Source organism: Exiguobacterium sp. s46 (assembly GCF_018618875.1).
Taxonomy (GTDB): domain Bacteria; phylum Bacillota; class Bacilli; order Exiguobacteriales; family Exiguobacteriaceae; genus Exiguobacterium_A; species Exiguobacterium_A abrahamii.
In genome coordinates this window covers 16,552-41,373 of record NZ_JACSMY010000006.1, presented here as the reverse complement: position 1 = coordinate 41,373, position 24,822 = coordinate 16,552, and the positions used below count along the sequence as shown (strand labels likewise).

Sequence of the window (24,822 nt, the reverse complement as noted above, 5' to 3'; positions counted from 1 at the left end):
CAACATCCTCATCGCACCGCTGCCCTCCTGCCGGACCGATAACGAGAGCTGCGACTCGCCTGCGCGAGGCATCTCTATGTTTCTGTTCCTTGCGACGGAAGGCACGGAGCGTTTTAAAAATAGAAATAATTAATTTAAAATATAGGTCTTATCACAAATACTTGGTTATTAATAAAAAAAACCAACAGCCAATTGACTGTTGGTAGAAGAGGAAGTATGGGGAAAGGGGAGGGGGTTAGTCTACTTTAACCAAAAAAGCGAATTGTCCGTCACCATTGGACCACTTTGCTTTGATTTCATAGGCATACGTTCCTGTTTCTTTCGGGACAGTAACGGCATCGCCAGTTAAAGTAACTTTTTCAGCATCTTGCTTATCTTTCCAACGAACGATCTCAATAGATTCCGGTTCGTCTTCAAACGAAATATCGATTTTTTTATTTGAGGATACTACAGTTGGTTTGCTTTTTTTCGTCATATCGAGTCCGTCGACATATACTTTATCGACACATTGGTTGCGCAATAGACCATCCCAACAAAATGATCCTTGAACCGTTGGAATATCTTTTCCTTGTGCTTCTACTTTGGGGTTTGGTGGTTCCCCACGAAAAGGGTCAAACACAAAAAATAGAACAACCAATACTACTAAAACACCCATCCATTTAAATTTACCCATAAAACGCTCTCCTTTGATAAAGATTATTTTTAAAAAAGTTTAAGTGTTCTTATTGAGTGGCTTGTTCCTCAACAAATCATTCTTTTAACTCGAGTTCATCGTGTCTCCCCATGATAGGTGAGATCGTTTGATTCTCAAATGCAGTTTCATACGTATCAACTACAGTTTGAATATATTCGCCATCTTCAATAAGAACTTCTCCATAAGCAGGAACTGGGTTGTGCCAATCCATTTTCTCATCATGGATTGTTGCAAATAAATATACTTTTCCAGATACAAGCATTTCTACTCTTCATACGTTCACAATACTTTATTACCTTTTATAATATAACGATTTTATGTAATTTACAATTGTATACAAAGTTATATTTTGGAAAAATTATTTTGTGACAGAATTGAAGAAGTTTTGCAATGCATGGATGAGCGAAGAAGTGAGTGAATGGACGGAGTTCTATGGATAGAGGATTGATGTTTCCATAGTAATGCGGACGACATAAAGACTTTCGAGCTCATGCGTGAGGTTGTAGGCTGCACACAGCAACATCCTCATCGCACTGCTTCGAACCGATAACGAGAGCTGCGACTCGCCTGCGCGAGGGATTTCTACGTTCCTGTTCCTTGCGACGGAGGGCACGGAGCGTTACATAGAATTATAAAAAGAAAAATAAAAGGTTAGGGTTTAGTGGAAGGAATGGCATACTAAAGGAAAGATTCTTGTCCACGTATGAGATCGTCGTTAGTGCTTCGGTCGTGAATGATGTGTCGTATGCGAGGATATCTAAAAAGGAGAAACTACATATGAAATTTGACGGATCGACTGATGTATTAGGTGCAGCACTTACAAATGCCCCTCTACTCTACCTCGTACCGATTGCATTTGGACTTTTCTTATTGATCGACTTCTTGTTTACAAAAGAAAAGAAGAGCTTTTTGAGCCGGACCGGTAAGATATTATTGGTTCCGTTCATTTTGATCGTAGGTGTACTTATTTATCTCTATTGATTCGATGTGCGTAGGAAACACTAATCATTTTTATGGCAGAAACGATCTTCAAAAGGTCGTTTCTTTTTTTATGTGTGAAAAATTAATCGTACATTGTTTCGTAATGACCCAGTTATCTTACATATCATTTCGCTTATCTTATCTAAGGTAATTCGTACAGACTCTAAAATCATTCTATGCTGTGCTTAACAAAACGATTAGGGGTGGAGTACATGAGTATAATTGAGATGTTTGAGGTCATGGATCAAGCAAAGGAGAAACAGGTACCAGATAAGGTAACATTGATTGATGCCCAGCTTCGATTCGTACGAGAAGTGGACGGTTCGATCGAGCACGTAACGTGGTTCATCGACGTCGATCGATTGACAGACTTCATGCAGAAACACTTTACTAAGCAGACCTGTTAAGGTCTGTTTTTTGTATGGACTTACATATATACTACCCTATCAATAAAAATAGGTGGGTGGGAAATATAACCAACTTTCTCCTGGTATTCACTGTATACTGAAGATAACTTACAAATCAGGAATGGAGCGATGAAAGATGAAACGAAAATGGATGGGTGCCAGCTTAGCGCTCGCAAGTATTGGATTACTCGTCGGACCACTGCAAGGTGCAGAGGCAGCGACACCGAAAATCAAGGTCCACTATATCGATGTCGGTCAAGGTGACGCGATTTACATCAAGATGCCAAGTGGTGAGGATATCGTCATCGATGGTGGCAACAAGGGGAAAGGTGATGCACTCGTCGCCTATCTAAAGAAACAGAAGGTCGGTGATATTGAGGTACTGATCTCGACGCATCCGGATGCCGATCATATCGGGGGGCTTGATGAAGTCCTCGACTCGTTCAAGGTCAAGAGCGTCTACGCACCGAAGGTCAAGCACACGACGCAAGCCTACAAGGATTTCTTGTTAGCGGTTAAGCGCGAGAAGTTGACGATCAAGACAGCAAAGGCTGGCGTCTCGCTTCCGGTCAAAGGTGTGAAGGCGCAGTTCGTCGGACCGGTCAAAGACTATGCGAAGAGTGATTTGAACAACTGGAGCGCGGTCTTACACGTCGCCTACAAGAAGAACACGTTTCTGTTCACGGGAGACGCGGAATTGAAGTCGGAGCAAGACATGATCGCGAAGAAGAAGACGCTGCGTGCGGACGTCCTCAAGGTCGGGCATCATGGGGCGAAGACATCAACAAGTGCGACGTTCCTCAAGTACGTTAAACCGAAGTACGCCGTCATCAGTGTCGGGAAGAACGCGTATGGACACCCGACGAAGGAAGTCGTGACGAACTTGAAGCGTGCGAAGGCGACGATGCTGCGGACCGATAAGAGTGGCACAATTGTCTTCGAAGGGAATGGATCGTCCTACACGATCAAGAAGTCGAAATGAAAAAGCGAAAAGGGATTATCGACCGAATTGAAGAGAAGTGGGTCGTCGTCGAGTTCGATGATGGGATGCGCGACATTCTGATTTCCCGCTTTCCGATGACGGTGGAGTCCGGTGATGTCATCTGGATGGATGAGTACGGTCATATCGAGAAGGACGACCGTGAACGGCAGCGACTCTCGAATGAAATCGATGAGCTGATGGAAGAACTATGGGAAGACTAAAAAAGAAATGAGCTGAAGCAGATGAATAAGTTAGGACAAGCGGTCGTCATCGTTGGGTTAGGGTTATCACTCGTTGGATGCGGCACACAAGAGACAATAGAAGATCCACCAAAAAAAGCAGCGAATCCGACTGAAAAGGTCGAGGTGGCAGAACCGAAAAAAGAAGATGTCTATTTCAAAGACGACACGTTAAAGATCGACATGGCGACCGTCAAGATTCTTTCGACAGAAGTACTTGAGCCGAGTAAAGAGTATTTCCGCGAAAAACCACAACTCGTTTTCACATATGAGACGACGAACGACAGCAAGAAGCCACTCAATGGGATGAATGTTTGGATTGCTTGCTTTGAAGCGACACAGGAAGGAACCGATACAATTAACAAGTTAGAGGTAGGGATGACGCCACAGGAAGAGAAGTATGCCTCTTATTTAGAGCATCAGTTGGATGATATTAAACCGGGTGGTACTGCAAAAGGGATTATGGCTTATGACATCGAGGACCCGAAGGCAGTCGTCACCTTGAAAGCAACCCAAGGATTATCAGGAAAAGAGTTGGGTGAGAAGAAGATTGAACTGAAATAAGAAGATGAATTGATAGAATCATATCTGGTGAAGAAAGGGAGATGACTATGAATCAAACATTTACAGAAGCGCAAGCACTCATTTTAGAAATGGGAGAAAAGTTTAAACCATATATTGTCGTAGGTCTTAAACAACGTTTAGAGATGGAAGAAATCATATCTACATTTGAAACGTATCTTCAAACACGAAAATTCGATCGTTCGGGACATCGAATCATTTCAAAATTTAGCTTTGAACAATTTATTTTGCAAATGAAATATTCTTAATTAAAAGAAGGCAATATGACTTCGCTTCAGGAAGCCATATTGCCTTCTTTTTTTGAAGTTCAAGCGCAAGAATATAATCATTTTTACGTTCAGCTATTTAAGATGGCACTGGCTTTCTTTTCAGCTGTTTTTTCATCTGTCCAGTCCATTTCAGACAGCATACTCGCTTGAACCTTTTCAATCTGTTCACGTGTGTAGCCGAGCTGCTCCATCGCGATGGCAGCATAAGCAATTGCTTGATTATTAGTCATGGTCAATCCTCCGTCTTGTCTGTATTGTCAGTTTTATCCTACTTTTTTATAGTACTTGATTTTAAAAGAAGAGAGGACATCTTTTTAACGGCTCCTGAAGTCCTGCTCCGGTACATTGAAGTGACGCGTCACGATTTGTCGGACCTTTTCTAGATCACGGTCTTCCGTCGAAATCATCTCGTCGTACCATGCTTTTTCGAGTACTTGTTCGGTCTCCTTACTGACGACTTCTGTATTCAGGATGTGATGGTACGGTCCCATCGCATCATCGAGGATGCGGAAGTGTTGGCTGATTGGTTCTTCGCCTGGGATGACGAGCGTATAGGCGACGGTCTCATGTTCGTCGAAGTCACGGTCGTTGGCTTTCGCGAACGGTTCGAAGAAGTCTGTCGCTCCATGAACCAGCATCATTGGTTCTTCAAAAGACGATAGATCTTGCTGCGTGTCTTGCTTGGCGATGCTCGTCAGGTAAGCACCGACGTCCTCCGGTGAATGTTGCATGATTCGTTCTAGCCGTTCAGCTAACGGTAATCCGTGTTCGGTGATCTGTGCATTCTGTTCGATGTACTCAATCATTTTAATCGGTGATGCTTCGCGTTCCAAGATTTGCTCCTGCTCGAGTGAAGCATGAATCTCACGGATGAAGTGACCGGATGTCTGATGGACTTCGTGCAACAGGTCTTCCTTATCGCGCAAGTCTCTTCCTTGCGTCCAGTTAGCGAGATACGACAAGGAAAACTCGTCCGTCGAAAAACCAAAGTGTGCCGCGACCGTATAAGCGACCATCTCCGCTTGGAATTCCTTCTCATGTGGATTCAACTCAATTCCACGCTCTTCATTTCGTTCCACGTTGTGCAGATTGGCATGCGCGAGTTCATGAATCAGGATGGTCACGTTTTCAATATCCGAGTTCCGCGGATTGAGGGCAATCGCGTTCAGTTCCGGATAGAAGCATCCTTTCGCGGTACCAAGCTCGCTTAAAGGCTGATCGAGTATTTTCACGTCTTGTGTCTCAGCAATCCCGTTCAACGCGCGGCGAAACGATTCCGCCTCACGAAGCGATCCATTTCGATGATAGGAAGCGAAGAGTTCAGAGACTTCGAGTCCCTTCTCCCGAGCATCGGTCTGTGTGTACTCGAAGACATGACCAATCTTGTAGTACATCGCTTTCCGCGTCGGAAGTGCGCCTTCCTTTGCACGCATTTGCTCCGTCTTCGTCGCGTCCTTCCATGCCACCCAATCCGTCTCTCGTTTGATGAACGTAACAGGGGAGGGGACGAAAATCTTGATCCCTTTCTCTCCTTTTTGAACCTGTACGCCTTGTTTCTCCCAGTACGCATAGGAACCGACGGCACGGGCGCCTTGGAACTGCTCTTCGATGAGTAACATATTCCGCGTCGAGTAGCGATGGAATCGGCTCATGAAGTCGAGGTGTTCCTTGATGCTCTCCTGACTGACGAAGTGGGAGGCGAGCTGCGTCTCCATCTTATCGGTCAACGCTTGGACTTCCTTCTGGTAATCCTCACGCGTCTTTTTCTGATATGCCATATCACTCACGCTCCTTCCGACGAAACGGACGAATCAGCAGCACCTTCAAAATCGTTCAACTCTTCTGATACCATCGGGTCGGTAGCCAGTCGATCGAATAATAACTGACGGCGATCATGTGATACCGGGAGTAATACCAAAGGTTCTTCCTGCAAGAGCTGAAGGAACGCTCGTTCATCCTGAGAAACCGGAATATCATAATGTGCTTGATGAATCATGACGGTGACGTGGGACGGATGCAATTCGAGAAATGTCGCGAGTGTGAAGGCTTCGAGTCGTCTCATTTGTGAGTCATCCTTTCTTCATCCGAATGCTTATGTTGCTTGCGCTGATCGATTCGCTGTTTGACAGCCGTCTCTGCCGTCTCAAGAAAAGAGGGACGGTATTCGGTCGTCGGAATGATGTCCTCGATGCTTTCCGTCTGCATCAAAGCTTGTACGAGTTCGATCAATACCTGTGTTTGAAGGTCTGTTTGTTGGACGCTCTTTCGTAACGGAGCAAGACTTTTCGAAATCTGTTCATCCCAAAACGGTGTCAACTCTTGCTCAATCTGTTTCGAGACGGAACGACTGACATAGTTCAAGTCCCATTGCTTTTTGATCATCTCTTGATAGTCGCGGATGATGTGATCGATGGCTGGACCGACCCCAGACAATCGTTCTCTCTCTCGGTATTCCTCTAAAAAATCAGTGGTCACGGCACTCATCTTGATCCGGACTTGTTTTGTTTCCTCCATTGCCCGTCACCTTACCTTTCGTGTTGGACTTCCTGTTCGAGTTGTTCAAACGCACGCTGATTCTTGATATGATCCCACTCATCATTCATGTGTCGTCCGATCCGATAGAGTGTCTCTTGCATGATCCGTTCACGTCGAAACGCTGACTGGATTCTTTGTCTAGGTGAGGATGTCTTCGTCTTCTCAAGCTTCTGGGATGACGTAGGCGACTCACGCATCTCGGAGAGGATAGCGTTTCCCATCCGCGTGTAGAGATCCTGTTCTTTCGTCTTCCGATAAGCAGACGCTTGCGATGCCGATCCGTAACTTCGCTCGTAGAATGCGACCTCGTTATCCAGTCGTTGCTTGAAAGAGGTATGCTCCTTCTCGAAGTAGGTCGCAAGATACGTGTCAGTCAATTGATTGAGTGAAGAACGTACTTCTTTCATACCGTTCATGTTGTAATACCACTGGCGCTTATCGTCCGGTAGTCGTTTCTGAATCGCTTTATACTGACGTACAAGTTCCGGATGTAGCACGCGATTTGAAACGGATAGTGTTGCATGATTTCGTTTGTGCGCGAGAACTTCATCACGGATGAAGGCATTTAACTTCTCCTGTTCCCGTGTCCGATCGGCAAGCGTATGGACGACTTGTGCCTTCATCTTCTCAATCGTTTTCGGTTTCCGTTTGCCCCGTTCGCGTGGATGCATCGTCTCGACTGTCGCGACATGGACGTGGATGTTATCCGTGTTGTAATGAATCGCAGCGGTCCATGTCGCATGCAGCATCTGTTCCTTTTCAATCATCAGCGCGGTCGCGTTCCGTGTCGCCTGCATCAACCGTTGTTCATCGATGTAACGATTTTCTTTGACACCGACTTCCTGTAACCACGCTCCATCGAACGAGATGACGTCTTGCCAAAGGATGCTGCCGTTCTCTTGTGCCCGTCGGAAGATATCGCGTAAGTGCTCTCGTTCCCTCGCACTCAATCGGTCTTGTGTCGCCGTGAAGAGACCGCTTGATTTCAGTTCATCTTCCATATAGTCGTGATAGTTTTCAAATTGATGCGACCGCGCTTTCGTCTCCGGACGATCGATGTAACTGAGGTAGGTCGTATAACGACGCGCGCGTCGGGTTGCTTGCGGCAACTTGAACTTCGACTTGATGATGACGCCGGGAATGTTACTCATCCTGCATCACCTCACGGAAGAGTGTAGTCAAGAGTTCGAGTTCGGTTGCGCTCCGCTTCAGATGCAAAGTGTTCGCTTCGAGCTGTCGTTCGAGGCGTGCTACTTGCGTCGACTGGACGCCGTCTGCGCACCAGGTCGTCAACAATCCTTTCAATAATTCTTGTCGGGAACACATTTGTTTCTCCGCCTGTTCGTCGAGTTGTTTGACGAATCGGGGGTCGATGTCACGAATCAAGAGATCCATTCGTCTTCCTCCTTCCATACGAAAGTCAGTCTTAATGATTTAAAAAATGAAAAGTTTTCCGAACAATTCACTCGCTCCTCCTGTCATTAGAAGTGAGAAAGGTGTTACCCACTCAGATTAAGAACGGAGGGGACATATGCAATCGATCATCGAACAGAGTTACGCTCTTGGAGAAGCCGTAAGCGTCTCCTTGATCGTCGAACTTCTGAAGTATATCTGGTCGAAGATACAGCATCATGAGATGAAAAGAGTCGAAAAAAGTGACGTAACAGAATCGATCTAAGCGTTGATGAAGGTCGATAGAATGACTAAATGTACGTCGATTATTTTAGAGGAGAAAAACCAAAAATGGTTAAACAACGTGAAAAAGAGCATAAGGGGAAACTGCTATCACTCAGCGTGCTAGCCTAGGCGGAGCCTAGTGTTTCCCTGATATCATCAAAATCGCCAAAAGGTCACACCGCGTGCCACTAAAAACCGCATTTTGGCACGGTGTTTGCCACCTTACCATTTCATTTCACGTGCTTTAATGCGCAGCTGATCTTGTCTTTTTTCTTCTTGCGTGAGTTGTTTTTTCAATTCCGTTTGTCGTAACAGTGCGTCTTCTTTGTCTTGCTTCAGATTGAAGATTTCATCCTCACGTTCGACTTGTTCATCGAGTGTCAGGTCGGGTAAGGTGGCTTGTTTCATCTCAATGTCTTGTTCAATCTGTTGGATGAGAGAAGCTAGTTCCGTCTGTTCGCGCTTCATGTTCTTGATCCGTTTTTGACTTTGCAGGTGCTCGTCAGCGAGAAAAAGTTGTGCATAATCGTCCGCTTGTTGTTTAGAAAGTGACGTCTTTAGTACACGTCGTTGATCCATATAGAGTGATTCGACGAGCGCATCTTCTCGCTTCGTCACACTCAGCTTCTCGAGTGACTGTTCAGGTTTAATGACATACAAGCGGAGTGCTAGTTGATCAAAGTCACGCGGTACATCTTCGATTTCAAAGATGTAGTGCTCGTCCTGCTGATAGACGACACGGACGCGTTGCTCATCCGTCGGGCGTTCCTTATAAGCGATACGCGTAACAAGTCTCGTCGCGTAATCTTGAGGTTGATCGAACTGGAGACGGATGCGCATTTGTTTTCGCTGCACATCATGGGACCAATCGAGAAGCGTGACGGTCTGTCCATTCGTTAACCGTTGTTCTTCACCGATGGGTGTCGCATTGATCGGTTGTTCCTCGGCAAAGAAAAGGGAAGAGAAGCCGAAAAACAGAAAACCAATCAAGAAGAACAGTCCTGTTCCGAGATACAGTCGTGACCAATCACGGGTCAGCGTCTTTCGTTTTCCTGGATGCATTTAGACACCTCCTGACGTTTGAAGGCTCTTCATCTGATCGACAACGTAACGTTTATCTTGATGCGTAAAGGTCAGTTCAACTAATTCTTCAGACGTCTCTTCATAACCATTGGCATCGATCGTCAATGTCCGTTTGAAGCGGACGAGACAATGCTCTGGATCGTCCCGATTTGGAAAGACTTCGATGTCCGAGACGGAGGCGGTGAACTTGTTATCGCTTCCGCTACTCGCGAACAACGTTTGTTTGATGGACTCCGACATATACTGATCGGCTTGTCGTTTGCGTGTTGGATAGGTCCCATCCTCCCATGTGAAGGCGAACGTGATAAAGCGTTCCGCGCTCTTCGAAATGATTGAATTTTGTTCTTGCTCTTGTTCATTAGTTGAGATGGACGGATCTGACACCGTCGTTTTTGGTAACACATTCTTCTCGTCTTTCTCGACGATTCGATGCGATTCATCTGCTGCCATCGAACGATATTGATAGACATTGGCACTGATTGACAGCAGCAGACAGAACAACACGAGCCATAGGAGATGACGACTCGTCAATGCCATAGTTCATCCCTCCCTATAGCGAAAACAGTGGTGCCGGATCAATGTGACCGGACCAATCACTCGTCTTAAATTCGATGTGGAGATGATTCCCGGTCGAACGTCCGGTCGACCCACACATCCCGATCGCTTGTCCAGCTTCGATCTTTTGCCTCGTCTTAACCTGGCGTGCAGAAAGGTGGGCGTAAGCGGTGATCCAGTCGCCTTGTTTGATCTGAATCAGTTGCCCATACGGTCCGCGTAAACCGCTATAGGTGACGGTACCGGAGCGAACGGCGTGGACGGTATCCGTATCGTGGCAACTGAAATCGATGCCCGTATGGATATCCGTCTTTCCGAAAACGATCCGTGACCCGAAACCCGATGTCATCTGCAGTGGGATGTCGAGCGGAGCATGAAGTTTTCCTTTGATCGGTCCTGTCTTACCTTCTGCTAGTACCGTCGGTGTCAGATAACGGAGGACAGCATCGACATATTCGATGTCACCGTAACAGGCTTGATGCTCGATCGCGCTCGGACGATGGCACTGATAGATGCCACTCTTTTTGACGCGCTGGTACATCATCTGTGAAAAGGAGATCGCGAGTTGTTTCGTATAGCGTCCGCCGTTTTCTTGAACGTAATCGATAAAGCCACCGCCGAAGTTGTAACTCTGGAGCGTCAACTTGACGTCCTCGTTCGCTTGCCGGAAGACTGACACGAAGTGTTTCACCCCATAACGAATGCTCTCGTCAGGAGAGGTGATGCAACCAATCCGTCCACACTTCGATTCACTCGCTTGCATCGGATCGTTCCCGCGTCCGCCGCTTTCCTGCATCATCAACGCAAGGACGACGTTCGTCTGTCCCTCAAGCTGTTCTTTCTTTAATTCACGTGCAATCGCTTCGCGGTATTGCAGGACATCATCACTGACTTGTAGACTCGCGTCCGAGTAAGCGATCGGTGTCTCCGTCGCCTGTTCGTTCTCGATTCCGGTCAACGTATCGAGAATCCCTGCGACGATGATGATCAGTAGGAGGAGCAGAAGCGCGATTCCGAGAGCAATCAGACGATACTTTAAGGTCAGGAGTCGCCATTTCATCCGGACGGCGACACGTGCCGACTGCCGGACCGTACTCCACATCAGGCACCACCTCCGAACAACGTCAGCTCCTCGGGTGAGACATCGACATCGAAAATCAACGTCTTCACACCGGAGATACTGAGGACGATCCGTCCTGTCTCGAGCGACGGAATCAACCGCGTCTCACTCTCCGTCAACTGTCCGTCGAAGACGGTCTGGATCGTAGGGATGCTCTCGGCATCCTGCTCGCCGATGAATTTATACTGCGTCAACTGGAACAACGTCTTGACGTTTTCCGCGTTCTCCGACTTCGAGCCGGTCGGGACGAAGTCCGTGATCAAGTGCGAGGCGAAGAAGATGCCGCCAAAGTATTTCCGCGCTTCGCGCATGAATTGTTGTAGGTACAGGATTGCCGGTTGCGCGATATCGCGCGTATTGATCAGGTGATGCGCCTCATCGATGACAATCAGATACTTGAAGGCATCCTCGATCAATAACTCGCCCTGGTTGTAGCTGCGGAGTTGTCCGGCACCATTAAGAATCATCCCGTCCCACAGCATGTTCATCAGGTTGAAGACCTGTGCCTGAAAGATTTCGTCTTTCAGATTGGTCAGGTTGCGTAGCGGGAATGAGACAATCGCTTCCTCGTCAAATCGCTCGATCGAGGAATGTCCGTCGAAGATGTTGCCGTAGTTGTGAACGAGGTTCGTGATCGCGAGCTCGATGTTCTCAAGACGGCGGACACGGTTCGTACTGATCGTCTCGCGGATCGTCGTCCGCGAATCGTCCGCATACAATTCAGAGCGGACGAGCGCTAAGAAGTCAGAGAAGACCGGATAAGTGTTTGCAGGGTGCGTCGTGATTGGCGCGTCACCGTCCTCATTCCAGAGCCCTTTCTCAAGGTAGAGTTGCCGGAGCAGGATTTCGAACTCGTTCGCTTCTTCTTGTGTAGCTGCTGGATTGATGTAGTGATAGAAGACCGCAATCTTCGATAGATGTTGCATGAACGAGAGTGCCTCATCCGCCGAGCCGTCGGCATGTGTGACCGTCTTATAGACATGGAGCGGATTGATCCGTCCGGCAGAACCGTCAAGTGCGATCTCCTTTCCACCGAGCTGTCGTACGAGGTCGGAGAACTCGCCCGTCACGTCTAAGATGCGAACGTGATTCCCTTTGATCGCTTGATCGAGGACCGTCTTCTTGAGCAAAGTCGACTTCCCGGAGCCCATCTTACCGATCATCAAGGCGTTGTAGAACTTCCGTTGTTTGTCCTTGTGGAATAAGTCGAAGATGACGCTTCCGTTCGTATCGGTCGTCCCGTAATAGGTCCCAGTCGGATCCTGTAGCGACGTGAAATGAAACGGATAACCTCCTGCGATTGAGAGCGACGGAATCTCTTTCCCGCGACGACGGTTCGGTAGCTTTTGCTGTTGCTCGTAGCTGAGGAACAGGCTCTGCCATTCCCATTCCTGTTCGTTCAGGAAGACAGTTGCGCGGAAGTTCCGTGCCTCCAGTTCCTCCATCACGTCCTGGACTTGGCGTTCGAGTGTGTCGACTGTCTTCGCTTTAACGTAGAGACGGAGATGCAGATACTTCATCGTCTCACCTTGCGTGATCTGTTCGTAGAGTTCGTTCAATTCCTTATACGTCTCCCGCGCATCAATCCGGTCGACATTATCTTTCGCATTTTCGAAGCGCGTATTCTGCTCGGCCATCGATTTGTTGATGGTCCGGATCATCTCCCGTTTGTCCGCCGTCCCGATGTCGAGCGTCGTCAGGACGCCGGGGAGGTTGAGGATCGGTTCGAGCCAGAAATCGTAGACGGTCGATTGATACTTATAGACATGGAGGCAGGCAAGATAACCGTCGCCGGTCCGTACATAGTTCGGCTCGAAGCGGAGTCCGCCTTGCGGTTGAATCGCTTGGACGAATGTCGGATTGTAGCCGTCTTGTTGTTTGATTGTTTCCGGGTCTTGCTTTCGTAAAAAACGTGTACGCCACATGACACCATCACTCCTTTCCGTCCTGGGTCGGTTTTGTATTCGGGTTGTGTAGCTGGAACAACACATTGATTTTCTGCTCGAGCGTCAGTTCGACCATCGGGTTGCTGCGTCGAAGCAGTTTCGTCAATTGATACTTCCGTTCCCGCAACATTGCCTCATCCGGGGCATAAAAAAAGAGGAGATAATCGCGATTGGTGCGATGCTCCTCGAGGTAGATCAATTCTTGCTTCTTCTTTTGCAAAAACGGATGATAGGCGGCGTTTTGATTTTGCCGAAGCTGTCGTTCGATGCGCTGTTTCTGTTTCTCCAAATTAAGCGGTGTATTGAGCGGAATCACCTTCAACGGATGAATATATGCCTGCAACAGATAGGCGAGGGAGAAGATATCATGGTCCTTCTCCGTCTCGGACAACCCGTAGATATCCTTTGAAGTCAGCTGAATGATGTCGCAGAATGTCCCGTCCTGCATCTCGAACCCATCGAGCGCCGTGGCATCAATGATTGGTAGCAGAGAGGCGACAGAAGGCGGGATCCGGATGCGTTTTTCCTTCCGTGTTGGAGGTGTCGTCAATTGCATCTCATCGAGCCAAGTAATGTCTGTCGTCGGAATTGTTTTAGATCGTTTCTCTTCCAATAAACTCATGCCATCACGCTCCTTTCGATCCGTCCTTACCGTCTGTCAATGCGATATACGTGTCTTTCTTCTTCATCAGCGCGTAATAGAGCACGTGAATCATCCGTTTCTCTGGATTCGTCGTTGGGCGGATGACGAGGAAGAGTCCGAACGCGACCAGGAAGAATGTGAATGGAAGATGTAAGGCGTCCGGGATGAACGGAAGAGCAATCAACCGGACGATGATCAAAGCGACGAGAAACAGTAAATCATAGAGATAGAGCATCTTATTGATCTTCAGCTCGGTCGTGACTTCGTTCGGAATCCGGTACTGGCGCTGTTGCATGGTCTCACTCCTTTTTCGGGTCTAGACGCGGGACATCGGTCGAGTACATACGGGAAGATTCTGACGTCACGCGTGTCTGTGTTTGTTCGACATGCTTGAGTTCTTTTTGTGTCGTGGTCTCGAGTGTCTGATAGATCGACTTTCGTTGCCGCTGTGTTCCGGATGATGTCTCTTGCGACTCATTGATAGAAGGTGAAGAATTGCTCGCTCCTGAAGAGGAGATAGTAGGTGTTTCGTCTTCAGGTGTGTTAGAAGAATGTGCAAGTACATTAGGTTTCATGTCAGATGTTGATCCTGAGTGAACAGAAGTCGGACTAGGTGCACGAGATCCAATGGGTTGTTTCGACGATGAAGTAGGCTGTGATGCGACAGTTGTTTCAGAGATAGTGAACGCATTAGGTGATGTAGCTGGTTGTTCCTTCATCGATCCATCGGGCACCTTCGATTGTGCAACAGGTGTTTGCGATGATGGCGGAGTAGTCGCAAGTGATTGTGGTGAGACATCGTCCAAACGACGTGGCATGGACTCTTTTGATGTTGTTGCAGTCGGACTCTCCGAACTCGTGTCGTGCGTCGATAAATCAATTGATTCAATGCGTTGGTTCTCTTGTCCGGTTAATTGTGAAGTGCGCTCTGGTGCTTGCGAACGTATTGGCACACTATCGGACGAACGATCCGGACGCCCCGTCGGTGTGCCACCACCTGATGGAGGATTCGGTGGTAACTTTGTGCTAGCAGCTTCTGAGGCGGATGGAGTAGGGCGTGATGTCCTCTTTATCGTCTGTCCAGCGACACGAGCTCCGACTTTTGCCGTACCTTTCCCAACAGCATACGCACCAAGTGCGACACCCCACCCGCGTTTCAGACCCGCATCGATCCCGAAGAGGCGTTCGACCATGTTCGGTCCATCAATCAAGGCAGCAGAGAAAGCAATCAATGCGATCAAATAGGCAAGACCATCGAGTGTATCAGCAAGATAAGCCGTCCCAATCGTGTAGAGCTTGATCGAGACGAAAATCAAGATAATGACGAGGAATGTATTCAGGATGCTTTGAATGACCTTCTTCGTCTTTTGTCCGCTGTGTAAGTCAGCAGGGGCGACTAAAATCGCTAAAACATAATTAAAAGCCAACTCGAACGAAAGTCGAGCCAGCTTGTAGGCAATCGAGAAAAGAGTGAAGCCCATCACGCCAAGCGTGACAAGGATCGTCAGCCAGTTCGGATGATAGCGATAGTAGTACTGGTTGTTCCATTCAACACCGCTTTGATCAAGTTCGCCTAACACAGCCTTTTGTCCATCCCATATTACAAAACTCTCAGAAAGTTTAACTCCTGTGTCAGATAGTGAAAAATCATTTTGATTAAATACCTCATTGACTCTCAGGTTTTTTACTAATGATTCAGGAATGTTGTTCATTTTTTCTTTCTGATCAGCTACTTTGAATTCTTTTTTGTCGTAGAGTACTAAGTCATGAATGTTCTGAAGCAAAATTTTATTTGAAATCGTAGAGTCATTTTCGCTATACAGATCGCTGGACTTAGTTTGAGCAATCGCTTCATCAGAAAAATCATTCACTTTTATCATGGTCGGGGAAAGTAACCCAAGAATTAATAGTGTGATAAATAAATTGATCAAGAATCCTTCACGGTCAAATTTCTTTTGGAAAATGATCAGATAGCCTGTAAATAAAAAGCTACCAGCTAAAAGAACGTACAAAAAAGGTTGAATCGTCTGAACGAATTCAACCACTTCTGGATTATTAAAGAATGTCTTTGTTAACAGGATAGTGTTCGTTACTTCTTCCAATCCATCAATTATGACAGCAAGTCCCCGAACTAATATCCATCCAACAGTCCTTAGCGCATCATTTACAAGATTACTGAGATTAAAAACATCCTCAAGGTCTTTGAACTTTGAAATTAGCTCGGAATCTGTCATAAGATTCACTCCTTATTAACTGTTCTGATCAATAAATTTTTCGACTTCATCGTTCAGTTGAGTTCCAGTAAGAACATTAATATTTAATTCGTCTTGTACTTTACCATCCTTAATGAAGTACAGACGCTCTCCTTTTAATTCGGATGTGTATTCGAAAGTATCTCTATTAACTAATTCTTTTCCATCAGGTTGGAATGTATTGTACATCTTTACTGATGTGTTCTTTTCTTCAGAGATATTTTTAATCTTATTGACGTAACTCTCGAATTCTCCATCAGTTTCTTTTACGACTAATAAAATACCGTCTTTTTTACCATTCATCATCTTATCAACTTCAGAATCTTTTATCTGAGTTAATGTATTCTTCGACGTTTCTTCACTACAACCGACCAAAAGTAACGCAGAGGAAATCAATAGTCCGGAGAGTACTCGTTTCGCTTGCATGCCTCCACCCCTTTTCCTATGATGACACCTGTTCCGGATCCGTTAAATCACCATTACTGACGTGAACCCGGAAATCGAATGTGTCTATAAGCGTAACAGTTTTTCGGTCGCCTGAGTCTGGGTCTTCTTCCTCAAATACGACGAGGAATCCGTCCCGGGTCTGGATATTCAAGACTTCACCGCGGCGGAGACGCTTTTTATTCTCCTTGATGATGGTTGCGATGACGCGAAGTTCACGTTGGACGCGTTCCGTGCGTGTCAGTTCTGTCATTTGATGCCCTCCTTAGACGCCATGACGAAGTTTCTCGAGTCGTTTGCTGATGATTGTCTTCAAGAAATGGCGCTGGTTGTCGGTCACAGGAATTGTCTTATCTAGGATGCCTTGTTCGAACAGATCAATCGGTAACGTATCGTATTCTGTCGTCTCGAAGATCGAGCGCAGGATTTTCGGCTGCAGGACATCGCAGACGCGCCATTCTGTTGCGTCAGGTGTCTCCTCCTCCGTCTCAACCGTTTTCGATGCAACTGAGGCACCGAGATGAAAGGAGACACGAAGTGTATTCAGATCTAGATGGGCATGCGCGCAGGGAATGACGAGATCATTGATGGAACGATCTGTGTTAAAGTCATCCGCCAAGTATTCATAGCGGTATTTCATCGCCGTTCGTCCGGTCAGGAAGAGGGGATAGGACTGTATTCGTTTCTGTTGTTTGTCTTGTCGCTTGATGACGCGGATGATCAACATCTCGCCTTCCTTCAGTCCCATCACTTCCGTTGCTGTCAGCAAGCGCCGACCATCGACACTCTCCGTCTTCGACTTCGAGAGAGAGAACGTCTGTCCGGAACGTGATTTCGTGACGATTGTTTGCTCCCCGAGCTTCTTCGAAATCAATTCTGCCGTCGACTCATCTGCTGTTAGTAGGTAGTGCGTGTTCCCGCAGTTCCCGTCGATCGTCTTCCAATCCTCCCCGTAGAGGTTCTCGAGTTGTGCGTAGGACTGGATGACGAGGTTGAAGCGGATGTTCCGGCCGAGACAGACGGTGATGATGTTCGCCATCCCTTCAATTGCCGGCATGTTCCCAAATTCGTCGAGTAGGAAGATGACCTGGCGTTCACAACGTCCGCTCGCCGCTTGTGAGGCGACGCGAGCGAGCGAGGTATAGACTTGTTTGACGTACAGTGAGGCGATGACATTCAGTGTTGGATCATAGTCCGGGACGATCAGGAAGACGGCGACCGGGCGCGGATGCTGACGAATCTCCCGGATGTCGATCGGTGCATCCGTCGTCCAGTCGAAGAGACCGACCGTCTCGTCTCTCCAACCTGAGAGTGACACGGTATACTGCTGTCCCTCACTTTCTACGGTGATATTGGTATCCACTTCGAGGTTTTCTTCGTGATGGAGTACAAAACTCCCATCGTCGTCCGTCGTCAAGGCGAGTTGTTTCCCACTTGGAAAGTAGAACGTCAACCGTGACAAGGGAAGGGCACGTCCACGAATCCAGCGATTGAAACCGATCAGTTTCATATCAAGTGAGTTTTGTGCCGTTAAGCGTGCCGTCGCATCAAGCGTAAAGATCCCGAGCTTGGCATTCGTATTGGCGAGGATGCTCGCGCGCGTCTGACCACCGGAGAAGTGAAGCGTCGCGTACTGCATACGTGCCGGATGATTCTCCGGAAAGGCTGCGAAGAAGGCGTCGAGTGCCGATTGTTCCTGTCCCATTCCATCGATGACTGTGCGTGAGCCGAGATCGGATAACATCAAAGCGACGTTATACATCGTGATCTTCTCCGGTTCATGTTTGGCTTGTTCGCATAATCCGAGAATCAGAGCGGTGCAAAGGTCCGTCGAAGAGTTGCTCCAGAACGGATCCTTTGCCTTCGGGTCATGGTAAAGCATATAGGCGACCGAACGGGCATACTGTTGGGCGAGAGAGTAGTTCTCGTCCAAATAAGCGTCGATCGTCAGCTGTAACAGGTTGTAGGACATTGATTGCGATGGATTCATCAGGTTCAGGACCTCGACCTGATACCCACGTGCTTCGAGTGTTTCTTTGGAGGCGGCGAACAATTCACCCTTCGGATCATTGATGAGCAGGCTTGCTTGGCGTTCGGCACGACTATAGAGATCGATCGTCGAGAAGACGAACGTCTCGCCTTTCCCGGAACGAGTCGTCCCGATGACGAGATTGTTGACAGCACTGTCATCGATGTAGAGGCGATCACGATAGCGCCCGACCGGAACACCTCCGGATCCGCTGTAGGTCTCCTTACGATCCGGTACGTCCCGATACTGCTGTTTCAGCTCTTGAAACGTCGTGAAGCGGGCACTTCCCTTCTGTGCAGCCTTGAGATCACGGAAGTTGAGCCAATACTTTAATAAGAGAAATCCTCCTAAGAGGAAGCAGACACCGAACAAAGCGAAAGCGATGGAGGTCGACCAAGCGAGTGTCGTCCACCAACTCGATTCGTACTGAATCGGAGAGCCGGTCGTCAACTTCCCGTCCTGGAAGAGATTTTGGATTGTCTGCTGCAGGAACTGAAACGCCACATTGAGTACTAAGAACAATACAATCGGTAAAGCGATCAAAAAGGTGAGACATCGCCACAGCCAAGCGGAGGTAACGAGAGAACGAAGTGAGAAGTTCATCATTATTTCAGTCACCACACTTTCATTAAAGAAGTGAAGAAGCTTGTCGTTGCTTCGCTTCGAGCGACGCATTCAGCTTTTCGAGTTCTTTCTTATCTTTTTTCTCTGATAACTGGCGCTTTTGATCCTCGAGTGCTTGAATCTCTTCGTCCAGTTGGACGAGTGTTGCTACTTGCTTCTTTAATTGCTCGTCGTTGATCGTCTTGACGCTTTCTTGAGCCTTCGTCACATCTTTCAATGCGATGTAGGCACGTGTTTTGGCTTCCTTACGGGCTGTCGTCATCTCTACGCCCGTAAGCGAGACGGCACGTCTATAGTCTTTCTGTAGGATGGCGAGGTCGAACGTTCCTTCATCAGTCGGATAAATTGCTTGGAAGGCTTGTAGCGTATCCTGACGATTGGTCGCGAATCGTTTCGACTGCATGATAATCGTCTCGACATCGATTAGATCCTTCGTCACGGAGACCGCTTGATCGTAGTCCTGTTCTTCGACATACTGCGTAATCAGGAATTGCTGTTGTTCATCGTTTAACGACTTTCGTTTTTCTAGTCGTTCGACGAGTGGACCCGTCTCTCCCGTCAACGCTGCTTCATACAACGGTTGCCAATCTGACGTTGCCGCTTGGACGCCGCTCGGTGGATCCGGCTGCACGAGTTGGACAACGGACAATGCACCGAGGAGCAACAGACTTACACCACTGACACCGTAGACGAGACGACGTTGTCCGCGACGTAAGCGAGAGACGTGTGTCGCATTCGGCTGTTGCTGAATCGCTGACGCCGTCATCGTCTTGTAGGATTCCGGTGTCAAACGTTCTAGGTTTTCGAGTAATAGGATCTTCTTCGTCGCATCCTCCTTTCGAATCCGAATACGCGGGATCCGATCCTTCAGCTGCAAGTAAAGATTGGGATAGATCAGATCACCGAACTGAAACGATCCTTTATAGACAAGCTGGTCGGTATCATCGAAGATCCGGAACTCACTTGCGAAGCGTTCGTTCGCTTGCTGGGCTTCCTGATGGACTTGTGTCGATAATAAAAGCGCCTCCTCATATGGGAGACGCTCATAGTTCGGAAAGCTATCTTTCGGTACATCTGTGAAACGGACGAAGAGCATACATTCTCCTCCTTTGAAGCGAGACATCGTAACGAGGGCAATAAAAAAAGCCATCCAATTTGGAATGACGGTCTGTGCAATCACTTGTTCAATTAGAATTTGATGTTGTCGTTGACCATCTCCGCCAGCGTGAAGGCACCCATGACGATGATCAGACCGACGGCACCACCGACGAGCCAACCGACGGCTTTCGAGCGCCCACGATCTCCCCCGAAGATGAAGTAGAAGCCTCCAACTGCGAAGGCGATGGCTGCCGCGATGACAGCGAGTCCTTGAAAGAACTGGAGTAAGCTGAGTCCTGTTTCATTCAACCCCATTTGTTTTCCTCCTCTCAATCCCGTGACGCGGATGCAGGCGATGTGAAGTTCAGTTTCGAGTCGAGTGCTTCTAAGATCAGTTCCTGGTTCTCTTGGATGACGAGTTGATGCTGGGTGTCGAGCCACTCCTCATAGTCTTTCCCTTGGATCCGGAGCAACTTCTCGGCAAAGGTCTTGTTTTGCTTCTGTTCACGTGTCGGCATAACGTACACTCCTTCCTTGAGGTCGATGCGCAGCAGCACATCCTTAAGGACAGTCGGAGTCGATCAGGGCGGTGGGTTTGGAGCACGTTCCCCCACGAACTCTGACATCCGATATTGGACGTCTGTTTAGGGTTTCTCGATGACCCTCAACGAATGCGTGACCTGTGGGCGAGTTTTAGGCGACTCTCGCCAAACCATTTCTGCGTATATCCCGCTCACCCGGTCACTCGTGAGGGACACGCCAATATGTGTTTGGAAGGACTGTCCTTAGCGATATGCTGCTACGGTCATTAATTCCTCTTATCATTGCTTCATGTTATTTCATAAGTAAATACGTAATCATAGATGGTTTACTGATGAACGAGTTTACGGCGTGAGACATGAATTAATTCGTCATCCGGATGCTTCCGTTTTGCGATGACTTGATTCTCTCCGACGACTGTCCGAATACGGTAATAGATCTGCGAGATTTCTTGTGTCTCCTTACTCTCTCGTTCGATCGCAATACGACCATGTAGCTGGTATGTCTTGCCGTCGAACGTGCGCACAGAATCCGCTAGCGGGAGGTCTGCCAAATCGAAGCGTTCTTGCTTCAGGTTCGACCAATTCCGTTTCTTCTCCGTCCTTAAGTCGAATTCATCCCAAGGGATGGATCCTAGCGTCTGCTCACAGGCTGTCGCAAGAATTTGAACATCGAGGATAGAAGGAATCGAACGATTCCTCTCATAGGCGCTGATTGCCGCCTGCGAGATTTCTCCGTACGTTTTCTCTGCTAACTCTACCTGACTCCATCCATGTTCCAGACGCTCTCGTCGTAACCACTCTCCGAATCGGTACATGTACATGCTCCTTTCCTTTGAGAACTACTTTATGACAATGTCTTCCTGCTGATAGTTAGAATATAGCAGATTATTCTGTTAATTCAATTCTTATTTTAATATGTCAAATGTTTTACATTTGTCGATTGATGTCGAAGCAACTAATGGCAAGGACGCATGAACTGATAAGTTTTGAAAAATACTGAATGTGTAGCAGAATTGTAAAAAACCAAACTCAAAAACTCATTTCGAATTTAAAAAGACAAATGGGATAAAATAAACTATAAAGATAAAAATATTTACTCTTTTACTTTTATTCAAGTAAATCTTTTTTTGAATTTCCTCCTCTTTATGAGTATAAATATACGTGCTTAAGTAAATAAATAGATATCTAAGGACTTGAGAACTATTCAATTAATTTTGAATATTATGTAAAATTAAGTTATGAATTTCTTAATAATTCAAATAAATTATTTAGGAGCAAATCCATGCGAAAAACTGTACTTGCACTATCAGTAGTAGCAGCTACACTTATTCTTCCTTCAAATGTCGATGCTCATTTCTTAGGACATTCTTCCGTAGATGGGAAAGAAATCAGATGGGGCACCGCAAAAGGTACAACTGGATGGACTACAGCGCGAAATCACTCAATCAGTGTATGGAATACGATGGGGACTATTAAAATCGCAGGAGACACTACTTCAACTATTGAAGATTTATCTTTTAGAGATGTTGATCGAAGCGATGTGACTTGGAGTGGCAGTCATTCTCCTCAAACTGGAGCAGACGTCATCTCCTACAATGATTATTATTTTTATGACTTCACGAGTTCTCAAAGAAAGCACACAGCACTTCATGAAATGGGACATGCTCTTGGATTAGATCACCACGGACTTGCTGGAAACGTGTTAAGATCTGGCTTTTACAGTTATGAAGTTTTAGGTTCGCACGATAAGTCAGATTATCGAACTCTTTGGGGCTATTAATCCAGTATAAGGAGCGTTAACTATGAAAAAATTCTTAATCGGTTCTGTAGCAGCAGTTATTGGTCTGACTATTTATGGATTTGATCATTACCAATCAGAAAAGAAGCCAGTCAAAATTGTTGATGCATATTTAAATGAAGTCGCTGATTTTTCTGATGATCGAATTTTAGTTGGTGCTGCTCAAAATGTGTTTGTAGGAGAAGTTGTCCAAGAAGTTGGGAGTAAACGACTTGATGGAACACCAGAAACACAGTATTCAGTAAAAGTGCATAAAAATTTAAAGGGAAAGTTAAAAGGAGAAGTCATTGTTAATCAGTTTGGAGGATATGATAAGGATTCGGAAGGAAATAATGTCTTGGTTTTGTATAATGAAGATGAAATGTTAAAAGAAGGTCGTCAATACATGTTCGCTACACGTTATTTAGAATCTGAAGACTGGCATACTGCAATTACTAATCAAGGTACGGTAGAACTTAAGAATGCTGAAGAAGAAAACACTTCAGTTGGAAAAATCGTGAGTGCTTTAAAATCACCAATTGTTCCAGAAGCCATGAAAAATAAAGAAAAGTATAACAATCGGAATAAAGACGATAAATCAAAATTAGATAAGGAATGATTAAAACAGCAGGGACTTCTTCAATTGAAAGAAGTCCTTTTATATCGTACAAGTCACCATTGCCAAATTAGAGTGCATATAATATAAAAGAATTTCATTTATTATTAATGTAAAAAAACTTGCGGAAAAAATCAGCGAAACTATTGCTTGAAATGATAAATAAGCAATGAGCAGCTTCTAGAACTGCAAGCGTAAAAGTAAAGAAGGTTAGGACATCTACTTTTTTTATTTCATTTGCATGAAGATAAGTGTATATGTAGGTTGCTAAAAAAACGTATCCAACCATTTTTGCAGATACAATGTATAATTCACTGAGATTACTCATATTAAATGATTGTCGTGGTAATAGAACCTTAATTAAGATGCCAGCTAATACAATACCTACGGAAAAATGTATCACTGTATCAAGTTTAGTTATATTAAAACTTACTATTTGAGTGATCATCAAACTTATTACAACTCCTTTATGTATAAAGAGCCTACCAAAGAACAAAATTAGTTTTTTGGTAGACTCTTTTATTTATGTGATGTTCAATGTTTAGAATCTTGATGTTGTTTGAGTGTTTTACCAGCGTTACTTTTTTGAGATTTCGAGGCACTTTTACTGCTTAAGGTTTTACCTGCTTTACCCACTTTACCGCCCGAATGTTTAGCCATTTAGAATCACCTCCTTAAATAATTTATTTATAGTGTATTAATTAATTTAATGGTCTCTGCAAATTCATAGGAAATTATCTCTTTTTCTTGAGTTTGCTGCCATGCGTCTTCTTCGTGAGAAAAATTACTGATGTCTCGTGATCCGTAATTAGAGAAAAAGGTTTGAACACTGTCCATGATTTGTAATTCTTGTTCAGAAAACAGCGTTAAGTTGATAGGAGTATTGGATTTTACAAGCATTTTTGTATATCCAGAGCTTATATCTTCTTCTTCATTAATCAAAATATAACTCATGCTTGTTCCACAGCCCAAAATCGTATCATGTTCGACGGGAACAGGACCAAATTCTTTATGCCAGTAAGGAGTTCCGCTGATAGATAGTTTATTCTTTTGATACATAAGAAAATCTGAGTACCATAATAACTTCATTAATTTCGTTTTAAGAACTCCTCTTTCCGAGAAGAATAGAATCATATTAAATAGCTTTTCAGGATTGAATCTGGAAAAACCGTTTAATACGGATTGATCATATTTAGTATATAAAGTGTGGAGTAAATCAAAGTTAGATTTTATTAAACTGTCCTGTTTTATATGTTCGAATTTCTTTTCAATATTATGTTGTTCTTCTTCTGAGAATTTCGTTTTAGTATCTTCATAAAATTTAATGATATTTGCGGGATCTTGAAGCAGCATTTTTAAAATGCTTAATTGTGTACCATCAGGCAAAGAAGCACCTGTTTCATACCGTTTTATAGTTGCTTCCCCCATATTTAAAACTTTTGCAAATATTGATTGAGTGAGTCCTGTAGACTTTCTGATGGACTTTATATCCTGAGGAGTAAAAGAATGTCTTTCCTGATATAATCGGCTCAGTTGTTTTAAAGTATCGTTAGCAGTTTTCTCATCGTATACTTCATGACCACATTCAATGCATTCTGCGTATTTTTCAACAATATCAAATGCTTCTTTTCTGAAAAATCGAGTAGTATTTCTCTCCTTGATGACGACATCAGTTTCTGTGTTACATTCCTCACAAAATCTGCGCTCTCCCTGGTTTTCGCACATAA

33 protein-coding genes are annotated in these 24,822 nt (G+C 45.8%); 9 read left to right on the top strand and 24 right to left on the bottom strand.

From position 1 onward, the window contains the following. Nucleotides 1-235 precede the first annotated feature (235 nt). Both KNQ08_RS16250 and KNQ08_RS16245 read right to left on the bottom strand, forming a co-directional pair. Entirely contained in the window at nucleotides 236-673 is a 438-nt protein-coding gene (locus KNQ08_RS16250; RefSeq protein WP_053451902.1) for a hypothetical protein, read from the bottom strand. 76 nt (nucleotides 674-749) lie between these two features. Further along, on the bottom strand, nucleotides 750-956 hold the full coding sequence (locus KNQ08_RS16245) for a hypothetical protein (RefSeq protein WP_053451903.1): 207 nt from the start codon (nucleotides 954-956) through the stop codon (nucleotides 750-752). Nucleotides 957-1,471: 515 nt separating this feature from the next. Here KNQ08_RS16245 and KNQ08_RS16240 point away from each other — a divergent pair. From KNQ08_RS16240 to KNQ08_RS16215, 6 genes are all read left to right on the top strand, one after another. Further along, a complete protein-coding gene (locus tag KNQ08_RS16240) occupies nucleotides 1,472-1,675 on the top strand; it encodes a hypothetical protein (RefSeq protein WP_053451904.1) in 204 nt (67 codons plus the stop codon). Nucleotides 1,676-1,887: 212 nt separating this feature from the next. Further along, the gene (locus tag KNQ08_RS16235) at nucleotides 1,888-2,082 is read left to right on the top strand and encodes a hypothetical protein (protein ID WP_214725533.1); all 195 of its coding nucleotides are present in this window, start codon (nucleotides 1,888-1,890) and stop codon (nucleotides 2,080-2,082) included. A gap of 136 nt (nucleotides 2,083-2,218) precedes the next feature. Then, complete coding sequence (locus KNQ08_RS16230; RefSeq protein WP_214725531.1) at nucleotides 2,219-3,064, top strand: ComEC/Rec2 family competence protein; 846 nt, start codon at nucleotides 2,219-2,221, stop codon at nucleotides 3,062-3,064. Then, nucleotides 3,061-3,285 (top strand): DUF3006 domain-containing protein, encoded by a 225-nt coding sequence (locus tag KNQ08_RS16225; protein ID WP_053451907.1) that lies wholly within the window; start codon nucleotides 3,061-3,063, stop codon nucleotides 3,283-3,285. Before KNQ08_RS16230 ends, KNQ08_RS16225 begins: the two co-directional genes overlap by 4 nt. Before the next feature lie 21 nt (nucleotides 3,286-3,306). Further along, nucleotides 3,307-3,867: a DUF5067 domain-containing protein gene (locus KNQ08_RS16220; RefSeq protein ID WP_053451908.1), complete on the top strand. Its 561-nt coding sequence runs from the start codon at nucleotides 3,307-3,309 to the stop codon at nucleotides 3,865-3,867. Nucleotides 3,868-3,908: 41 nt separating this feature from the next. Beyond that, entirely contained in the window at nucleotides 3,909-4,133 is a 225-nt protein-coding gene (locus KNQ08_RS16215; protein ID WP_214725529.1) for a hypothetical protein, read from the top strand. Nucleotides 4,134-4,222: 89 nt separating this feature from the next. Here the strand turns inward: KNQ08_RS16215 and KNQ08_RS16210 are convergent, their stop codons facing one another. The 6 genes from KNQ08_RS16210 to KNQ08_RS16185 all read right to left on the bottom strand — a co-directional run bounded on the left by KNQ08_RS16210 (nucleotide 4,223) and on the right by KNQ08_RS16185 (nucleotide 8,084). Further along, nucleotides 4,223-4,384: a hypothetical protein gene (locus KNQ08_RS16210; protein ID WP_160315907.1), complete on the bottom strand. Its 162-nt coding sequence runs from the start codon at nucleotides 4,382-4,384 to the stop codon at nucleotides 4,223-4,225. An 84-nt stretch (nucleotides 4,385-4,468) separates the two neighbouring features. Continuing rightward, nucleotides 4,469-5,932: an ArdC-like ssDNA-binding domain-containing protein gene (locus KNQ08_RS16205; protein ID WP_214725527.1), complete on the bottom strand. Its 1,464-nt coding sequence runs from the start codon at nucleotides 5,930-5,932 to the stop codon at nucleotides 4,469-4,471. Nucleotides 5,933-5,937: 5 nt separating this feature from the next. Next, on the bottom strand, nucleotides 5,938-6,216 hold the full coding sequence (locus tag KNQ08_RS16200; protein WP_214725525.1) for a hypothetical protein: 279 nt from the start codon (nucleotides 6,214-6,216) through the stop codon (nucleotides 5,938-5,940). After that, nucleotides 6,213-6,668 carry a hypothetical protein gene (locus KNQ08_RS16195; RefSeq protein ID WP_133208778.1) on the bottom strand — a complete coding sequence of 152 codons (456 nt, stop codon included), beginning with the start codon at nucleotides 6,666-6,668 and terminating at the stop codon, nucleotides 6,213-6,215. Before KNQ08_RS16195 ends, KNQ08_RS16200 begins: the two co-directional genes overlap by 4 nt. An 11-nt stretch (nucleotides 6,669-6,679) precedes the next feature. Beyond that, a complete protein-coding gene (gene mobP2, locus KNQ08_RS16190) occupies nucleotides 6,680-7,840 on the bottom strand; it encodes a MobP2 family relaxase (protein WP_214725522.1) in 1,161 nt (386 codons plus the stop codon). Beyond that, entirely contained in the window at nucleotides 7,833-8,084 is a 252-nt protein-coding gene (locus KNQ08_RS16185) for a hypothetical protein (protein ID WP_053451914.1), read from the bottom strand. The genes mobP2 and KNQ08_RS16185 overlap by 8 nt, the downstream gene beginning before the upstream one ends. Nucleotides 8,085-8,220: 136 nt before the next feature. Here KNQ08_RS16185 and KNQ08_RS16180 point away from each other — a divergent pair, with 136 nt between their 5' ends. Further along, nucleotides 8,221-8,367: a hypothetical protein gene (locus KNQ08_RS16180; protein WP_160315908.1), complete on the top strand. Its 147-nt coding sequence runs from the start codon at nucleotides 8,221-8,223 to the stop codon at nucleotides 8,365-8,367. Between the two features lie 221 nt (nucleotides 8,368-8,588). Here the strand turns inward: KNQ08_RS16180 and KNQ08_RS16175 are convergent, their stop codons facing one another. The 14 genes from KNQ08_RS16175 to KNQ08_RS16110 all read right to left on the bottom strand — a co-directional run bounded on the left by KNQ08_RS16175 (nucleotide 8,589) and on the right by KNQ08_RS16110 (nucleotide 21,517). Next, nucleotides 8,589-9,428, bottom strand: a complete 840-nt coding sequence (locus KNQ08_RS16175) for a hypothetical protein (RefSeq protein ID WP_214725520.1) — start codon at nucleotides 9,426-9,428, stop codon at nucleotides 8,589-8,591. Then, a complete protein-coding gene (locus KNQ08_RS16170; RefSeq protein ID WP_133208775.1) occupies nucleotides 9,429-9,986 on the bottom strand; it encodes a hypothetical protein in 558 nt (185 codons plus the stop codon). 13 nt (nucleotides 9,987-9,999) lie between these two features. Next, on the bottom strand, nucleotides 10,000-11,106 hold the full coding sequence (locus KNQ08_RS16165) for a lysozyme family protein (RefSeq protein ID WP_251133740.1): 1,107 nt from the start codon (nucleotides 11,104-11,106) through the stop codon (nucleotides 10,000-10,002). Then, nucleotides 11,106-13,049 carry a VirB4 family type IV secretion system protein gene (locus tag KNQ08_RS16160; protein ID WP_214725518.1) on the bottom strand — a complete coding sequence of 648 codons (1,944 nt, stop codon included), beginning with the start codon at nucleotides 13,047-13,049 and terminating at the stop codon, nucleotides 11,106-11,108. The genes KNQ08_RS16165 and KNQ08_RS16160 overlap by 1 nt, the downstream gene beginning before the upstream one ends. A gap of 7 nt (nucleotides 13,050-13,056) precedes the next feature. Further along, nucleotides 13,057-13,692, bottom strand: a complete 636-nt coding sequence (locus KNQ08_RS16155) for a hypothetical protein (RefSeq protein WP_214806305.1) — start codon at nucleotides 13,690-13,692, stop codon at nucleotides 13,057-13,059. Nucleotides 13,693-13,696: 4 nt separating this feature from the next. Continuing rightward, nucleotides 13,697-14,008, bottom strand: a complete 312-nt coding sequence (locus KNQ08_RS16150; protein ID WP_029343412.1) for a DUF5592 family protein — start codon at nucleotides 14,006-14,008, stop codon at nucleotides 13,697-13,699. Between the two features lie 4 nt (nucleotides 14,009-14,012). Next, on the bottom strand, nucleotides 14,013-15,947 hold the full coding sequence (locus KNQ08_RS16145; protein WP_119924057.1) for a pLS20_p028 family conjugation system transmembrane protein: 1,935 nt from the start codon (nucleotides 15,945-15,947) through the stop codon (nucleotides 14,013-14,015). A 15-nt stretch (nucleotides 15,948-15,962) separates the two neighbouring features. Beyond that, complete coding sequence (locus KNQ08_RS16140; protein ID WP_119924056.1) at nucleotides 15,963-16,391, bottom strand: hypothetical protein; 429 nt, start codon at nucleotides 16,389-16,391, stop codon at nucleotides 15,963-15,965. Between the two features lie 16 nt (nucleotides 16,392-16,407). Continuing rightward, a complete protein-coding gene (locus KNQ08_RS16135; RefSeq protein WP_133208770.1) occupies nucleotides 16,408-16,662 on the bottom strand; it encodes a hypothetical protein in 255 nt (84 codons plus the stop codon). Nucleotides 16,663-16,674: 12 nt separating this feature from the next. Further along, a complete protein-coding gene (locus tag KNQ08_RS16130; RefSeq protein WP_214806303.1) occupies nucleotides 16,675-19,041 on the bottom strand; it encodes a VirD4-like conjugal transfer protein, CD1115 family in 2,367 nt (788 codons plus the stop codon). A gap of 25 nt (nucleotides 19,042-19,066) precedes the next feature. Next, complete coding sequence (locus KNQ08_RS16125; protein WP_214806302.1) at nucleotides 19,067-20,158, bottom strand: hypothetical protein; 1,092 nt, start codon at nucleotides 20,156-20,158, stop codon at nucleotides 19,067-19,069. A 92-nt stretch (nucleotides 20,159-20,250) separates the two neighbouring features. Next, nucleotides 20,251-20,475 (bottom strand): hypothetical protein, encoded by a 225-nt coding sequence (locus KNQ08_RS16120; RefSeq protein WP_050678812.1) that lies wholly within the window; start codon nucleotides 20,473-20,475, stop codon nucleotides 20,251-20,253. A gap of 14 nt (nucleotides 20,476-20,489) precedes the next feature. After that, nucleotides 20,490-20,678 carry a hypothetical protein gene (locus KNQ08_RS16115; protein WP_050678811.1) on the bottom strand — a complete coding sequence of 63 codons (189 nt, stop codon included), beginning with the start codon at nucleotides 20,676-20,678 and terminating at the stop codon, nucleotides 20,490-20,492. 350 nt (nucleotides 20,679-21,028) lie between these two features. Next, nucleotides 21,029-21,517: a helix-turn-helix domain-containing protein gene (locus KNQ08_RS16110; protein ID WP_158583708.1), complete on the bottom strand. Its 489-nt coding sequence runs from the start codon at nucleotides 21,515-21,517 to the stop codon at nucleotides 21,029-21,031. A gap of 467 nt (nucleotides 21,518-21,984) precedes the next feature. Here KNQ08_RS16110 and KNQ08_RS16105 point away from each other — a divergent pair, with 467 nt between their 5' ends. Then, nucleotides 21,985-22,482, top strand: coding sequence for a zinc metalloprotease (locus KNQ08_RS16105; protein ID WP_133208766.1), 498 nt, complete (start codon nucleotides 21,985-21,987; stop codon nucleotides 22,480-22,482). Between the two features lie 22 nt (nucleotides 22,483-22,504). Continuing rightward, a complete protein-coding gene (locus tag KNQ08_RS16100) occupies nucleotides 22,505-23,098 on the top strand; it encodes a hypothetical protein (protein ID WP_119924052.1) in 594 nt (197 codons plus the stop codon). Between the two features lie 531 nt (nucleotides 23,099-23,629). Here KNQ08_RS16100 and KNQ08_RS17005 read toward each other — a convergent pair. After that, nucleotides 23,630-23,755 (bottom strand): hypothetical protein, encoded by a 126-nt coding sequence (locus KNQ08_RS17005; RefSeq protein WP_255415540.1) that lies wholly within the window; start codon nucleotides 23,753-23,755, stop codon nucleotides 23,630-23,632. A gap of 27 nt (nucleotides 23,756-23,782) precedes the next feature. Then, nucleotides 23,783-24,820 carry a type II TA system antitoxin MqsA family protein gene (locus KNQ08_RS16095; protein WP_158583707.1) on the bottom strand — a complete coding sequence of 346 codons (1,038 nt, stop codon included), beginning with the start codon at nucleotides 24,818-24,820 and terminating at the stop codon, nucleotides 23,783-23,785. Between the last annotated feature and the right edge of the window lie 2 nt (nucleotides 24,821-24,822).

Coding starts and splice junctions, on each gene's coding strand:
- KNQ08_RS16205 (WP_214725527.1), bottom strand. CDS start 5,932: ATGGCATATCAGAAAAAGACGCGTGAGGATTACCAGAAGGAAGTCCAA.
- KNQ08_RS16165 (WP_251133740.1), bottom strand. CDS start 11,106: ATGTGGAGTACGGTCCGGCAGTCGGCACGTGTCGCCGTCCGGATGAAA.
- KNQ08_RS16240 (WP_053451904.1), top strand. CDS start 1,472: ATGAAATTTGACGGATCGACTGATGTATTAGGTGCAGCACTTACAAAT.
- KNQ08_RS17005 (WP_255415540.1), bottom strand. CDS start 23,755: ATGGCTAAACATTCGGGCGGTAAAGTGGGTAAAGCAGGTAAAACCTTA.
- KNQ08_RS16170 (WP_133208775.1), bottom strand. CDS start 9,986: ATGGCATTGACGAGTCGTCATCTCCTATGGCTCGTGTTGTTCTGTCTG.
- KNQ08_RS16100 (WP_119924052.1), top strand. CDS start 22,505: ATGAAAAAATTCTTAATCGGTTCTGTAGCAGCAGTTATTGGTCTGACT.
- KNQ08_RS16225 (WP_053451907.1), top strand. CDS start 3,061: ATGAAAAAGCGAAAAGGGATTATCGACCGAATTGAAGAGAAGTGGGTC.
- KNQ08_RS16135 (WP_133208770.1), bottom strand. CDS start 16,662: ATGACAGAACTGACACGCACGGAACGCGTCCAACGTGAACTTCGCGTC.
- KNQ08_RS16115 (WP_050678811.1), bottom strand. CDS start 20,678: ATGCCGACACGTGAACAGAAGCAAAACAAGACCTTTGCCGAGAAGTTG.
- KNQ08_RS16195 (WP_133208778.1), bottom strand. CDS start 6,668: ATGGAGGAAACAAAACAAGTCCGGATCAAGATGAGTGCCGTGACCACT.
- KNQ08_RS16200 (WP_214725525.1), bottom strand. CDS start 6,216: ATGAGACGACTCGAAGCCTTCACACTCGCGACATTTCTCGAATTGCAT.
- KNQ08_RS16185 (WP_053451914.1), bottom strand. CDS start 8,084: ATGGATCTCTTGATTCGTGACATCGACCCCCGATTCGTCAAACAACTC.
- KNQ08_RS16155 (WP_214806305.1), bottom strand. CDS start 13,692: ATGAGTTTATTGGAAGAGAAACGATCTAAAACAATTCCGACGACAGAC.
- mobP2 (WP_214725522.1), bottom strand. CDS start 7,840: ATGAGTAACATTCCCGGCGTCATCATCAAGTCGAAGTTCAAGTTGCCG.
- KNQ08_RS16095 (WP_158583707.1), bottom strand. CDS start 24,820: ATGTGCGAAAACCAGGGAGAGCGCAGATTTTGTGAGGAATGTAACACA.
- KNQ08_RS16180 (WP_160315908.1), top strand. CDS start 8,221: ATGCAATCGATCATCGAACAGAGTTACGCTCTTGGAGAAGCCGTAAGC.
- KNQ08_RS16105 (WP_133208766.1), top strand. CDS start 21,985: ATGCGAAAAACTGTACTTGCACTATCAGTAGTAGCAGCTACACTTATT.
- KNQ08_RS16215 (WP_214725529.1), top strand. CDS start 3,909: ATGACTATGAATCAAACATTTACAGAAGCGCAAGCACTCATTTTAGAA.
- KNQ08_RS16140 (WP_119924056.1), bottom strand. CDS start 16,391: ATGCAAGCGAAACGAGTACTCTCCGGACTATTGATTTCCTCTGCGTTA.
- KNQ08_RS16150 (WP_029343412.1), bottom strand. CDS start 14,008: ATGCAACAGCGCCAGTACCGGATTCCGAACGAAGTCACGACCGAGCTG.
- KNQ08_RS16175 (WP_214725520.1), bottom strand. CDS start 9,428: ATGCATCCAGGAAAACGAAAGACGCTGACCCGTGATTGGTCACGACTG.
- KNQ08_RS16210 (WP_160315907.1), bottom strand. CDS start 4,384: ATGACTAATAATCAAGCAATTGCTTATGCTGCCATCGCGATGGAGCAG.
- KNQ08_RS16245 (WP_053451903.1), bottom strand. CDS start 956: ATGCTTGTATCTGGAAAAGTATATTTATTTGCAACAATCCATGATGAG.
- KNQ08_RS16125 (WP_214806302.1), bottom strand. CDS start 20,158: ATGCTCTTCGTCCGTTTCACAGATGTACCGAAAGATAGCTTTCCGAAC.
- KNQ08_RS16110 (WP_158583708.1), bottom strand. CDS start 21,517: ATGTACCGATTCGGAGAGTGGTTACGACGAGAGCGTCTGGAACATGGA.
- KNQ08_RS16220 (WP_053451908.1), top strand. CDS start 3,307: ATGAATAAGTTAGGACAAGCGGTCGTCATCGTTGGGTTAGGGTTATCA.
- KNQ08_RS16130 (WP_214806303.1), bottom strand. CDS start 19,041: ATGAACTTCTCACTTCGTTCTCTCGTTACCTCCGCTTGGCTGTGGCGA.
- KNQ08_RS16250 (WP_053451902.1), bottom strand. CDS start 673: ATGGGTAAATTTAAATGGATGGGTGTTTTAGTAGTATTGGTTGTTCTA.
- KNQ08_RS16230 (WP_214725531.1), top strand. CDS start 2,219: ATGAAACGAAAATGGATGGGTGCCAGCTTAGCGCTCGCAAGTATTGGA.
- KNQ08_RS16145 (WP_119924057.1), bottom strand. CDS start 15,947: ATGACAGATTCCGAGCTAATTTCAAAGTTCAAAGACCTTGAGGATGTT.
- KNQ08_RS16235 (WP_214725533.1), top strand. CDS start 1,888: ATGAGTATAATTGAGATGTTTGAGGTCATGGATCAAGCAAAGGAGAAA.
- KNQ08_RS16120 (WP_050678812.1), bottom strand. CDS start 20,475: ATGGGGTTGAATGAAACAGGACTCAGCTTACTCCAGTTCTTTCAAGGA.
- KNQ08_RS16160 (WP_214725518.1), bottom strand. CDS start 13,049: ATGTGGCGTACACGTTTTTTACGAAAGCAAGACCCGGAAACAATCAAA.